12 protein-coding genes are annotated in these 13,185 nt (G+C 63.1%); 3 read left to right on the top strand and 9 right to left on the bottom strand.

The features are described from left to right. The 6 genes from ENJ19_12510 to ENJ19_12485 all read right to left on the bottom strand — a co-directional run. Positions 1-261: hypothetical protein (locus ENJ19_12510; GenBank protein ID HHM06541.1), on the bottom strand; the 261-nt coding region annotated here is incomplete at its 3' end. Beyond that, positions 261-692 carry a PilZ domain-containing protein gene (locus ENJ19_12505; protein ID HHM06540.1) on the bottom strand — a complete coding sequence of 144 codons (432 nt, stop codon included), beginning with the start codon at positions 690-692 and terminating at the stop codon, positions 261-263. The genes ENJ19_12505 and ENJ19_12510, both read right to left, overlap by 1 nt. 91 nt (positions 693-783) lie before the next feature. Continuing rightward, positions 784-1,545 (bottom strand): ABC transporter permease, encoded by a 762-nt coding sequence (locus ENJ19_12500; protein ID HHM06539.1) that lies wholly within the window; start codon positions 1,543-1,545, stop codon positions 784-786. Then, positions 1,542-2,462, bottom strand: a complete 921-nt coding sequence (locus tag ENJ19_12495; GenBank protein HHM06538.1) for an ABC transporter ATP-binding protein — start codon at positions 2,460-2,462, stop codon at positions 1,542-1,544. Before ENJ19_12495 ends, ENJ19_12500 begins: the two co-directional genes overlap by 4 nt. Next, a complete protein-coding gene (locus tag ENJ19_12490; GenBank protein ID HHM06537.1) occupies positions 2,459-3,010 on the bottom strand; it encodes a hypothetical protein in 552 nt (183 codons plus the stop codon). The genes ENJ19_12495 and ENJ19_12490 overlap by 4 nt, the downstream gene beginning before the upstream one ends. Then, on the bottom strand, positions 3,007-3,822 hold the full coding sequence (locus tag ENJ19_12485) for a shikimate dehydrogenase (protein HHM06536.1): 816 nt from the start codon (positions 3,820-3,822) through the stop codon (positions 3,007-3,009). The genes ENJ19_12490 and ENJ19_12485 overlap by 4 nt, the downstream gene beginning before the upstream one ends. Positions 3,823-3,935: 113 nt before the next feature. On the opposite strand from ENJ19_12485, the gene lon reads away from it, so the two are divergent. Then, complete coding sequence (lon, locus tag ENJ19_12480; protein HHM06535.1) at positions 3,936-6,398, top strand: endopeptidase La; 2,463 nt, start codon at positions 3,936-3,938, stop codon at positions 6,396-6,398. Between the two features lie 377 nt (positions 6,399-6,775). Next, entirely contained in the window at positions 6,776-8,110 is a 1,335-nt protein-coding gene (gene rimO / locus ENJ19_12475; protein HHM06534.1) for a 30S ribosomal protein S12 methylthiotransferase RimO, read from the top strand. A gap of 157 nt (positions 8,111-8,267) precedes the next feature. Here rimO and ENJ19_12470 read toward each other — a convergent pair whose 3' ends face one another. The 3 genes from ENJ19_12470 to ENJ19_12460 form a co-directional block, all read right to left on the bottom strand. Further along, entirely contained in the window at positions 8,268-8,555 is a 288-nt protein-coding gene (locus ENJ19_12470; protein HHM06533.1) for a c-type cytochrome, read from the bottom strand. 86 nt (positions 8,556-8,641) lie between these two features. After that, on the bottom strand, positions 8,642-10,024 hold the full coding sequence (hemN, locus tag ENJ19_12465; protein ID HHM06532.1) for an oxygen-independent coproporphyrinogen III oxidase: 1,383 nt from the start codon (positions 10,022-10,024) through the stop codon (positions 8,642-8,644). Between the two features lie 69 nt (positions 10,025-10,093). Beyond that, on the bottom strand, positions 10,094-11,014 hold the full coding sequence (locus ENJ19_12460; protein ID HHM06531.1) for a 50S ribosomal protein L3 N(5)-glutamine methyltransferase: 921 nt from the start codon (positions 11,012-11,014) through the stop codon (positions 10,094-10,096). Between the two features lie 144 nt (positions 11,015-11,158). Here ENJ19_12460 and ENJ19_12455 point away from each other — a divergent pair, with 144 nt between their 5' ends. After that, positions 11,159-12,931: an outer membrane protein assembly factor gene (locus ENJ19_12455; GenBank protein ID HHM06530.1), complete on the top strand. Its 1,773-nt coding sequence runs from the start codon at positions 11,159-11,161 to the stop codon at positions 12,929-12,931. Positions 12,932-13,185: the final 254 nt, after the last annotated feature.

The raw sequence follows: 13,185 nt of genomic DNA, 5'->3' as shown, positions 1-13,185 counted from the left end.
CACCGAGGCCGGAATCATGAAAATCCACACCACTTTGGCGAACACGTCGTATTCGGTAATACCGGCTTTCCAGCCGAAATAGGCCAGGCCGAACCCCACACCGTAGACACCCGCCGCGACGGCCAGCCCCAAGATTTTCGACTTGTATTTGAGCGGTGCGGCGCGTTTTTTGTAGTCCAGCAAATCCAGGTCAAAGGTGTTTTCCACCCGTTTTTGCAGCCGTTTTCTGATCTGCCTCTGGCTTTTGGTAGTTAACGACATTAATGCCTGTCCTCTCCTTCGTCGTCCACTTGCGGGAAGGTGGCGGCGTAGCGCGCTATCCATTCCCGGGCGGCCTGCTCGCTGCTGAGCTTGCGCTGTTCGTCCCGCCACACCCGTTGCTTGTATTCTTCGATGTGGCAGATCTGCTCCATCATGCGGGTACGAAAGGCGGCCTCGCCGGTAAAAGCCACGCCCACGTCGTATCCCTCGGGCGTCGCCCGGCACCACGCCACCCGGCCCTGGACGCGGAAATCCGGCGCCAGAACGGGGATACGCAACGTGATTTCCTCGCCTTCATCCACATAGCGCCGGGAATGAAAGCAAAGGCCACCAGCGCTGACATTGGCGAGACAGTTGGTTTGACGGCGCGCCCCGTTCGCCACGTCGAATTCCAGTGGGATACTGGCGGGATGACGGATGTATTCGCGCATGTCTACCAGGGGGGATGGCTGCTGGAAACGGGGTCATGTTAGCACAAAGCCCCACTCCCCGCCCGCCCCGCAGCGGCCCGGATTTATTCAATCAATACCGGAGTTTATAACCGGCGCGCAGCAAATACAGGGTGACACCGGCAAGGACCGACAGGCTTGCCGAAACCACCGTCAGACTGAGCCAGGGCGAGACGTCGGAGACCCCGAAAAAGGCGTAGCGAAAGCCGTCGATCATGTAGAAAAAAGGGTTAAAGCGGGACAGCCCCCGCCAGAAGGCGGGCAGGGAATGGAGGGAATAAAACACGCCACTTAGGAAGGACAGGGGCACAATGACAAAATTCTGAAAACCGGCCAGCTGATCGAATTTCTCAGCCCATATACCGGCCACCATGCCGAGGCTGCCGGACATGGCGCTGGCCAACAATGCGAACAACAACAAAAGCGAACCACTGTGCAACGGCAGATCGACAAACAACATGGCGACCAGGGCCACCCCCAGACCCACCGCCAGACCGCGCACGACGGCCGCGGCAACAAAAGCCAGGTAAAGTTCGGCGTAGGACAGCGGTGCCAGCAACATAAAGACAATATTGCCGCTGATTTTGGACTGAATCAGGCTGGAAGAGCTGTTGGCAAAGGCGTTTTGAATGACGGACATCATGACAAGGCCGGGGATCAAAAAAGCACTGTAGCCGACGCCATCGTAGACCTCCACATGCTCCTCCAGCACGTGGGCAAACACCAGCAAATAAAGCAAGGTCGTCACCACGGGCGCCAGCACCGTTTGCAGGGCAACCTTTTTGAATCGCGTCACTTCCTTGCGGAACAAGGTCAACACACCGTAGCCGTTCATGCCGAATGACCTGTCAGCTCAATGAAGACGTCTTCCAGATCCGCTTCCTCTGTTTCCAGATCCAACACCCGGGCGCCCTGGGCGCGCAGGGCATCCAGCACCGCGACGATGGAATCACGGCCTTTTTCCAATTGCAGACACAGCCGCGCGCCGTCCTGGGCGATCAGCCGCCCGGCGAAGGACTCCGCGGCCCGTGGCAACGGCGCCGCCAGCGTCAGCCACAGGCGGCGCTTGCGCCCCATCCCCCTTTGCATCAGGGCCTGGGTGCTGTCCAGCGCAATCAGGCGGCCATGATTGATAATGGCGATGCGTTCGCACAAGGCTTCGGCCTCTTCGAGATAATGGGTGGTGAGCACAATGGCGTGGCCGTCCCGGTGCAGGCGCTTGACGAAGGCCCACAAGGACCGGCGCAGCTCCACGTCCACCCCGGCGGTGGGCTCGTCCAGCACCACCACCGGGGGGCGGTGCACCAGGGCCTGGGCGATGAGCACCCGCCGCTTCATGCCGCCGGACAGGGTGCGCATGTTGGCGTCAGCCTTATCGGCCAGACCCAGAGCCTCCAGCAACTCGTCGATCCAGGCGACGTTGCGCCGGCCGAGGCCAAAGTAGCCGGCCTGGATGCGCAGGACTTCCCGCACGCTGAAAAAGGGGTCGAACACCAGTTCCTGGGGCACCACACCCAGACTGCGGCGGGCCTGACGGTAGTCCCGGACCACGTCGTGGCCCATGATGCAGGCGTGCCCGGAATCGGGTAACACCAGCCCGGCGAGAATACCGATCAGGGTGGATTTGCCGGCCCCGTTGGGTCCCAGCAGGCCGAAGAATTCACCCTGCCGCACGGTGAGATCCAGCCCCTTGAGGGCATGCAGTTGACCATAGTGTTTGTGGATTGCGGCAACACTGATGGCAGCGGTCATGAGCACCGGCACCCGTGCTTGAGCCAGTCCACCACCCGCGCCGCCACCTCGTCCAGGCTGTGATAGGGCCACAGCCGCACCCGCCCGGGATATTCCAGAGCCAATTGCAGCACGTTGCCGATGTTGATGCGGCGTCCGCCCGCCCCGGCGTGGTAAAAACCCAGCACCGGCGTGCCCCCGTGAATGAACCGCATCACGTTCACCCCGGAGCCGAAGCCCGCTTCGTCGAAACAATAAATGGCCGCCCGGGCCCGGTCCCGAAAACCTTCGTCCCGCGCCAGAAAAAAGCGGGTCACGGCGGTCTCCTCGTCCTCGTCCCGGTGAGCGGCGCGCCAAGCGGGCCAGTCCCGGTCGTAGTATTCGATGGGCTCGCAAATCTTGCGGGCCAAGGCGGCAACCTCCAGCCCGGGAAACTGGGCCTGGTAGTAACGAAAACGCGTGTCGAAGCCTAAGCCGGACGCCTCCAGGCACTCAATCACCCGCACTTTGAAATCGTGGGTGAGGTCAGTGGCGAACATCCCCTTGCCGCTCACATAACAGGGAATCACGAGGCCCCGCCTCCCAGTTCCTGCCGCAGGGTGCGAAGCACCGGCGCCGTGTCCGGGCGGACCTGACGCCACAGGCAGAATGATTCTGCCGCCTGCTCCACCAACATGCCGAGACCGTCGAGCACCCGCACCGCACCGTGGGCCTGGGCCCAGCCCATGAAGGGGGTGGGCCGGGCGCCGTACATCATCTCGTAGCACCAGGCTCCGGCGGCCAGGAGTTCGTCGGGCAAAGGCGGCAGCTCACCGTTCAAGCTGGCGGCAGTGGCATTGATGAGCAGATCAAAACGCCGCCCGGCCAGTTCGTCGAAACCGCCGCCGGCAACGGGGCCACGATCCGCAAAATCCGCGGCCAACTCCTCGGCCCGGGCCACGGTCCGGTTGGCGATGAACAGACAGCGGGGCTGTTCGGCCAGCAGCGGCGCCAGCACCCCCCGCGCCGCGCCGCCGGCCCCCAGCAGCAGCACCCGCCGATCCGCGAGCACGGCACCGTGATTGCGCCGCAGATCGCGCATCAGTCCCACCCCGTCGGTGTTGTCGCCGTGCAAACGGCCGCCCCGCTGGACAATTAGCGTGTTCACCGCCCGGGCCCGGTCGGCCCGCTCGCTGCGGCTGTCCACCAGGGCCCAGGCCTCCTCCTTGAAAGGCACGGTCACGTTCAGCCCCTGGCCACCGTTGGCGATGAAGCCGGACACCGCCTGGGAAAAACCGCCTGGATCCACCTGGATGGCGGTGTAGCTCAGGCGCTGCCCCGTCTGCGCCGCAAACAGGGTGTGGATGCGCGGTGACAGGCTGTGGCGGATGGGATTACCCATTACCGCATACAAGGCGGGTTGATCGAAATCGAACAGGCCCATGACGGTCTCACATGTGAAAGGCGGATCATTATAGCCAAGGGCGGGGCGAAACGGGCCGCCACCCACTGCGGATGGAATTGTTTTGCTGTTTTTCAATATGTTACCGTTCAACCCAGAGCCCATATGGAGACGCCTTCTTGGACCAGGACAACCCCACTCCGGAGCGGGCCGAAGATTCCCCGCCCCACACCGCCCCCGCACCCGCCGCGGAGGTTCTTCCCGCTGTCTTGCCCATTCTGCCCCTGGCCAACCGCCCGTTCTTTCCCGCCCTGGCCATGCCACTGGTGATGGACGAAGAGCGCTGGCTGGACACGGTCAAGGCCGCTGTGGAAGCCGAGCACAAAATGGTGGGACTGGTGCTGGTGGACACCGATTCGGTGGACGAAGCAGGCGTCGACAATTTTTTCGCCATGGGCACCGCCTGCCGCATCTACAAGGTGGAACGGGTGGAGGACAACGTGCAGGTGCTGCTGGAAGGCCTGCAACGTTTTCGCATCAGGCGCTGGATCTCCACCGAACGGCCCTTTGCCGCGCGGGTGGAGTACTTCCCCGAGGTGGACAGCGGCGATTCGGACGAACTCAAAGCCTACACCCTGGCCATCATCAACACCATCAAAGCGCTGCTGCCCCTGAACCCGCTCTACGGCGAAGAACTGAAAATCTTTTTGCAGCGCTTCGGCCCGGAGCAACCCTCCCGCCTGGCCGACTTTTCCGCCAGCCTCACCAGCGCCAGCAAGCACGAGCTGCAAAACGTGCTGGAAGCGGTGGACCTGATCGAACGCCTGGAAAAGGTGCTGCTGCTACTGAAAAAAGAAGTCGAGGTCGCCCAGGCCCAGGCGAAGATTCACAAACAAGTGGAAGAAAAAATCTCCGCCCGCCAGCGGGAATTTTTCCTCCGCGAGCAACTCAAGGCCATCCAAAAAGAATTGGGCCTGGCCAAGGACGACCGCACCGCGGAGCTGGAAAAATTCAAAGCCCGCATCAAAACCCTGGCGCTCAGTGACAGCGCCCGCAAACGGGTGAATGAGGAAATGGACAAGCTCGCGGTATTGGAAACGGGCTCACCGGAATTCGCCGTCACCCGCAATTATCTGGACTGGATCACCGCCCTGCCCTGGGGCCGGTACTCCGAAGACAATCTCGATCTGAAACACGCCAAAGAGGTGCTCGACCAAGACCACGACGGCCTGGATGACGTCAAAGAGCGCATCGTGGAATTCCTGGCCGTGGGCGCGCTGAAAGGCGAAATCGCCGGCTCCATCATCCTGCTGGTGGGCCCGCCCGGGGTGGGCAAAACCTCCATTGGCCGCTCCATTGCCCGGGCCCTGAACCGCCGGTTCTACCGCTTTTCCGTCGGCGGCATGCGCGACGAGGCGGAAATCAAGGGCCACCGCCGCACCTATATTGGCGCCATGCCGGGCAAAGTGATACAAGCCCTGAAAGAAGTGGACGTGGCCAACCCTGTCATCATGCTGGATGAGATGGACAAAATCGGCGCCTCGTATCAGGGCGACCCTGCCTCCGCCCTGCTGGAAGTGCTCGATCCCGAGCAAAACAGCAGCTTTCTGGATCACTACCTCGATTTGCGCTTCGACCTGTCGAAGGCCCTGTTCATCGGTACCGCCAACCAGCTGGACACCATCCCCCGTCCCCTGCTGGACCGCATGGAGGTGATCCGCCTGGCGGGCTACATCGCCAGCGAAAAAGTCAACATCGCCCTGAATCATCTCCTGCCGCGGCAGGTGGAACGGGCCGGGCTGAGAAAAAGCCAACTCAGGCTGGCCAAGACCGCCGTCGCGCACATCGCCGAACACTATGCGCGGGAAGCGGGGGTGCGCAACCTGGAAAAACGCATCGCCGCCATCTGCCGCAAGGCCGCGGTAAAGATACTGGAAGGGGAGCAAGCGCCGATCCGCGTCAACAGCAAAAATCTGGAGGACTACCTGGGCAAACCCGTCTTCCGGAAGGAACGGCCCGCCACCGGCATCGGCGTGGTCACCGGCCTGGCGTGGACACCATTGGGCGGCGCCACCTTGAGCATCGAAGCCACCCGCGTGCACGAACTGGCCCGCGGCTTCAAACTCACGGGGCAATTGGGCGGGGTGATGAAGGAATCCGCGGAGATCGCCTACAGCTATGTGCTCTCCCATGCCTTTGACTTCGGCGCCAACCCGGAGTTTTTCGACAAAGCCTTCATCCACCTGCATGTGCCCGCCGGCGCCACTCCCAAAGACGGTCCTTCCGCCGGCATCACCATGGCCACCGCCCTGCTGTCCCTGGCCCGGGGAGAACAAACCCGCCGCCGCATTGCCATGACCGGCGAACTCACACTCAGCGGCGACATCCTGCCCGTGGGCGGCATCCGCGAGAAAGCCATCGCCGCCCGGCGGGTGGGTATCAAAGATATCATCCTGCCCGGGAGCAACCGGGCCGACTTTGACGAAATCCCGTCGCACATCAAAGCGGGCATGAAGGCGCATTTTGTGGAGGTCTATGGCGACGTGGTGAACATCGTCTTTGCCCGGTCACGCTGAGCCCGCATCGCTGCGGCGCCCCGCCCGGGGGGCCACAAAAAACCTCATCCCCGCGAAGAGCGCTTTGTCCCAGACATCGGCGGGACATATAGGCGCATGCGCCCACCCAAGCGCCCTGCGATGAGGAAAACACCGGCACAGAGCACAGGTACTCAGCGGACAACGACGCTATTATTAACCCGGCAATTAGGATTGTCGGGTTAATAGCGCGGCACAGGGATGTGCCGCCATTGGCGCAAGTTAATGCGAGCCCGCGAAATACCAGCCATTTCGCACAATGGCGCCCGTATTTCACGGGCGGCAATCAAACAGGTCAGGACGACCTGTTTGATTGCCGGGTTAATAGAATAGGTTTTTTTGACCAGCATCACTCCATCATGAACGTCACCTTTTCCCCGACCATACCCCAGGTCGGCTTCGTCAGCCTCGGCTGTCCCAAAGCCACGGTGGACTCAGAACGCATCATCAGCCGGCTGCGCGCCGAGGGTTACGCCATCAGCCCCAGCCACCAAGGCGCCGACCTGGTCATCGTCAACACCTGCGGTTTCATCGACGCCGCAGTGGAAGAATCCCTGGAGGCCATCGGCGCAGCTTTGGCGGAAAACGGCAAAGTCATCGTGACCGGCTGTCTGGGGGCCAAGGGCGGCATCGTCAAAGAGACCCATCCGGCGGTGCTGGCGGTCACCGGCCCCCACGCCCTGGAGGAGGTGATGGCAGCCGTCCACCACCACCTGCCGCCCCGGCACGACCCCCGCACCAGTCTGATCCCGCCTCACGGGATCAAACTCACGCCGCACCACTATGCCTACATAAAAATCTCGGAGGGCTGCAATCACCGCTGCACCTTCTGCATCATTCCCAGCCTGCGCGGCGACCTGGTGAGCCGGCCCCTTGGCAGTGTGATGGAAGAAGCGGAAAGCCTGGTGGAGGCCGGCGTAAAAGAATTGCTGGTCATTTCCCAAGACACCAGCGCCTACGGCCTGGACCTCAAGTACCGCACCGGCTTTTGGAACGGGCGGCCCATAAAAACCCGCATCACCGGACTGGCCCGCGCCCTGGGCGAGCTGGGGGTCTGGGTGCGGCTGCACTACGTCTACCCCTACCCCCATGTGGACGAGGTCATTCCGTTGATGGCGGAAGGCAGAATCCTGCCTTATCTGGATGTGCCCTTCCAACACGCCAGTCCCCGAATTCTCAAAGCCATGAAGCGTCCCGCCAGCGCGGAAAACACCCTGGCCCGCATCCGGCGCTGGCGCGAAATCTGTCCGGAAATCACCTTGCGCAGCACCTTCATCGTTGGCTTTCCAGGCGAGACCGGGCAGGATTTTGACATGCTGCTGGATTTTCTCGAAGAGGCACAACTGGACCGGGTCGGCTGTTTCGCCTACTCCCCGGTCGCGGGCGCGAGCGCCAACGAACTGCCGGGCGCTGTGCCCGAAGAACTCAAGGAAGAACGTCTGGAGTTGTTCATGGAAACCCAGGCGCGCATCAGCGCCGACAAGTTGCAGGAACGGGTCGGACAAACTATGACCGTCCTGGTGGATGACATCATCGCAGACACAGTGATTGCCCGCAGCGCCGCCGATGCGCCGGAGATAGACGGGCAAGTCATCGTATCGGGTACAGCAGCGGCTCAACCGGGGGATTGGCTGGACGTCACCGTCACCAACGCAGATGAACATGATCTTTATGCTGAAGCGGTTCAGCACTGAGGCATACGCACCAATCGCACTTTCACCACCTCGTCCCCCCTTGAAATAAACAAGGGCGGGCAGGGGGAATGCACCACTACCGCACAATGAATCGCCACGCGAGGTGTGAATTGCCCCCCCCAACCCCGCCCCCTTTTTCAATGGGAGGGCTGAGAAATTACTGCGCCGCGAAATAGGCTGCCAGATCGGCAATATCCTCATCGCTGAGCTTGCCGGCCAGGGTGTTCATCATGGGGCTTTTGCGTTGGCCGCGCTTGAAGGCGTGGAGCTGTGCTGCCAGATAGTCGGCGTTCTTGCCGGCCAGATGAATGCGACCCTTGCCGTCCAGACCATGACAGGCGGCACAAGCCTTGGCCTTGGCCCGGCCTGCGGCGGCATCACCGGCCGGGGCGGCAGTGGCGCTGCCGGCAAGGATGAGCAGGGTCAGCGTCAGGGATGTTTTCATGGAAGGTCCTCTCATATGGGCGTAAGTAAATTCAAACAATCCGCAAGCGCCCCACCGCGCCTGCCGGCGATGGCAGCCTGGCGGCCTCAGATGACTTTGGAATAACGCTGCCGGGACGGTTGGCGCAAGTAATGATCAAACACCATGCAGACGTTGCGGATCAACATGCGCCCCGCCGGGGCGACAGCAATGCGCCCGGAAGACAGGTTCACCAGACCGTCAGCGGCCATCTCTTCCAAAGCCGCCCATTCACTCGCAAAGTAGCGGCCGAAGTCGATGCCGAAGCGTTGTTCGATATCGCCGGTGTGCAGTTCGAAATGGCAGATGAGCCGGGTGATCACTTCCCGCCGCAACACGTCGTCGTCGCTGAGGGCAATGCCGCGGTAGACGGGCAGGCGGCCGGCGTCCACGTGCGCGTAGTACTCATCCAGGGTTTTGACGTTTTGGGAATAAGTAGGGCCCACCATGCCGATGGAGGTGATGCCCAGCGCCACCAGGTCGCAATCGGCGTGAGTGGAATAGCCCTGGAAATTCCGGTACAGGGTGCCACTGCGCTGGGCCACGGCCAGTTCGTCGTCGGGCTTGGCGAAGTGGTCCATGCCGATGTAGACGTAGCCCGCCTGTTGCAGGCGCTCGATGGTCATCTGCAAAATGGCGAGCTTTTCCGCCGGGCTGGGCAGGTCTTCTTCTTTGATGCGTTTTTGCGGCATGAACAGCTCGGGCAGATGGGCATAATTGAATACCGACAGGCGGTCGGGAGCGGCGGCGATGATTTTGTCCACCGTGGCGCCAAAGCTGTCCACCGACTGGAAAGGCAGGCCGTAGATCAGATCGATGCTGACAGATTTGTATTGCAGGCGGCGCGCCTCGGCCAGGGTGCTCAGGGTCACCGCCTCCGGCTGGATGCGGTTGACGGCTTGTTGCACTTTGGGATCGAAGTCCTGCACGCCCAGACTAAGGCGATTGAAGCCCAGCTCCCTGAGCAGGGCCAGGGTGTCACCATCCACTTCGCGGGGGTCCACTTCAATGGAATACTCGCCGCTGTCGTCATCCTTGAGGGCGAAGTGCTCGCCGGTCACACGCATCAGCTCGCGCATTTGCTCGTGGCTGATAAAGGTGGGCGTGCCGCCACCCCAGTGAAGCTGGTCCACCGGCCGGCTGCGGTCGAAGAGCCCACCCTGCAAGGCGATTTCCCGGTGCAGGCGCTCCAGATAGGGCGCGGCGCGGTCGCGGTTCTTGGTGACCACCTTGTTGCAACCGCAGTAAAAGCACAACGTGTCGCAAAAGGGAATGTGGAAATACAACGACAACGGCCCGCCCGCTCCGTTGCTGGCGAGCGCCGCCGCCCGGTAATCCGCCTCACCGAAACCTTCGTGGAACTGCACCGCCGTGGGATAAGAGGTGTAGCGCGGCCCCGATTTATCATAGCGGCGGATCAATTCCGGGTCGAAGACGAGTGTTTGCTCCATGGACGGGCGGCTCCTGACGGTAAATGGGCCCATTCTAACGCAAAGCGGGGGGAGATCGCTGCGCCGCGCTCAGGCCCGGAACAGGTCGCGGCAGCGCACCAGCTCGTCCCGCCGCAGCAGAAACACGCCGTGACCGCCACGCTCAAACTCCAGCCAGGTAAAGGGCACTTGCGGGCAGGCCGCCGCCAGGGCTTCGTCGCTCTCCCCCACTTCCACGATCAGCACCCCCTCCTCACTGAGATAATCCGCCGCCGCGCGCAACAAACGGCGGGTGTGAGACAAGCCGTCCTCCCCCGAGGCCAGGGCCAGGGCGGGCTCGCGCCGGTGCTCCGCGGGCAGGGCGGCCATGCTGGCGGCGCCCACGTAGGGGGGATTGCTGATGATGAGTTCATAGCGCCGCCCCGCCAGGGCGGCGAACAAATCCGACTGGATGGCCTGCACCCGCTCCGTCAGCTGATGGCGCTGAATGTTGATCCGGGCCACGGCCAGCGCATCGGCAGAGATATCCACCGCATCCACCTCCGCCTCAGGCAGGGCGAGCGCGGCGGCGATGGCGAGACAAGCACTGCCGGTACCCAGATCCAACACCCGCCGCACCGGGCCGCTCACCCAGGGCGCAAATCCCTGCTCGATCAGCTCCGCCAGCGGAGAGCGGGGCACCAGCACCCGCTCGTCCACATAAAAAGACAGCCCCGCAAACCAGGCCTCGTGGGTCAGATAGGGCGCGGGCAGGCGCTCTTTGAGACGCCGCTCCAACAAGGCCAGCACGGCTTCTTTTTCGCTGTGGGTCAAGCGGCAGGCCAACAGCTCCGCCGGCTGCCCGGGGGGCAGGTGGACGGCGTGCAGCACCAGCACCAGGGCTTCGTCCACGGCGTTGTCGGTGCCGTGGCCAAAATGCAGGCCGGCCTCATTGAAACGGCTGGCGCCCCAGCGGATAAAATCGCTCAAGGTGTGCAGCTCGGATAACACGTCGTGGGAACCTACGCTCATGAGATACTCGGGCGGTTGGGATGCGGTGGTGAAAGAAAAAACCCCTCCCCGGTCCCGCCCGGCGGCCAGCCGGCATTCCCGACCACCGGGGGAACTAAAAAGGGCAGGTATTTTATCAGACCGGCGGGAGGCTATACTTGCGCCGTGCTGTCACCAACCCCGCTCCGCTCCGGCGCCCCGGTCCGCCCCCTGGCCCTGGCCCTCGCCGTCCTGTTGCTGGCGGCGCCCGCGGGGGCAGGGGCAGCCCTCGCGCTCAAAGTGGACGTCAGCGGCGTCAGCGGGGAGCTGCTGGACAACGTGATGGCCTATCTGCGACTGGCACGCCAACAGGATGATCCGGCCCTCACCGAGGCACGGCTGCGGCGCCTGCACCAGGCGGCACCAGACGAGATCAAAAAAGCCCTGGAACCCTTCGGTTATTACCACACCACCGTCACCGCCAGCCTCAAGGAAAAAAAGGGCCGCTGGCGGGCCCGTTACACCATCGACCCCGGCCCACGCATGACCCTGGCGACGGTGGACGTGCAGCTCAGCGGACCCGGGGAAAACGACCCGGTCTTCCAGCAGACCCTGACCACCTTGCCCCTCGCACCGGGTGCACCGCTGGACCATCGCGACTACGAAAAAAGCAAAGCCCGGCTGGAGAGCGTGGCGGCGGAACACGGCTATTTTGATTTCCGGTTCACCCGCCACGAGCTGCGCATAGACCGCGAGACGAACCGGGCCGCCGCCGTCCTCTACGGCGTAACCGGCCCCCGCTACCGCTTCGGCCCCCTGCGCCTGCACCAGGACATCCTGGAACCCGGACTGCTGGAGCGGCTGGCCGCTTTCAAAGTCGGGAAGCCCTACAGCACCACCGCCCTGTTGGAACTGCAATCCACCCTGCTGGACAGCGACTACTTCGCCAATGTGGACATCCAGCCCCGCCGCGCCGATGCCGCCGGCGAGCGCATTCCCATCGACGTCACCCTGACCCCCAGGCCCAGGCACCGCTACAGCGCCGGCCTGGGCTATGGCACCGACACCGGACCGCGCGGCCGCCTGGGCTACGAGAACAGGCGGGTAAACCGGCAGGGCCACCGCTTCAACGCCGCCTACGAGGCCTCCGCCATCCGCAACAGCCTCATCCTGCGCTACAGTTGGCCCATCCGCGACCCGCGCACCGATGAAATCGCCCTCAGCTCCCGCTGGCTTGACGACCATCCCGATACCAGCACCAGCGAGAGCTATGCGCTGGATCTCAGCCGTACCGTGAGCCGGGGCAACAAGTGGCTGGAAACGGCGCACCTCACCTACCAGAGTGAAAACTACACCGTGGGTGGCAGCCAGGGCGATTCAGTGTTGCTGATCCCCGGCATCGGCTGGTCCAAGATCAAGGCGGACCGGCGCATCCATCCCCGGCGGGGCTGGCGTTTGCTCTTTGATGTCCGTGGCGCCCATGACGCCGTACTGTCCGACACCCGTTTTCTGCAGCTGCGCGGCCAGGCCAAGTTCATCCGCCCCCTGCTGGGGCCCGACCGCCTGCTCCTGCGCGGCGAAGCGGGCTGGACCCGCCATGCCGGCCGCAACGCCCTGCCAGCCTCGGTCCGTTTTTTTACCGGCGGCGACCAGAGTGTGCGCGGCTTCGCCTACAACAGCCTGAGTCCCAAAGACGCCAGCGGCCGCGCCACCGGCGGGGAACAAATGCTGGTGGGCAGCGTGGAATATGAAGTTGACCTGGCGCCCAAATGGGCCCTGGCCACCTTCTTCGACACCGGCAACGCCATGGACAACTGGCAGGCCAGCCTCAAAAAAAGTGTCGGCATCGGGCTCAGATGGCGCTCTCCCATCGGCCCCGTCCGGCTGGACATTGCCTGGGCCGTCAGCGAGCCCAATGCGCCGCAGCGGCTGCATTTGAACATGGGGCCGGATCTCTGAGCCCGGCAAACATGGCACTGCCGGCACCTTGAGCCGCGGCCTGGCCCCGCGCGGACAGGCCGGATTTAAAGCGGTCAGCACGGGCCACCTCAGCCACACAACCCCTTCAACTATTAACCCGGCAATCAAACAGGTCGTCCTGACCTGTTTGATTGCCGCCCGCGAAATACGGGCGCCATTGTGCGAAATGGCTGGTATTTCGCGGGCTCGCATTGACTTGCGCCAATGGCGGCACATCCCTGTGCCGCGCTATT

This window comes from Gammaproteobacteria bacterium (assembly GCA_011375345.1).
Lineage (GTDB): Bacteria > Pseudomonadota > Gammaproteobacteria > DRLM01 > DRLM01 > DRLM01.
The sequence above is the reverse complement of the archived record's forward strand: the minus strand, read 5'-3'. Positions and strand labels throughout refer to the sequence as shown.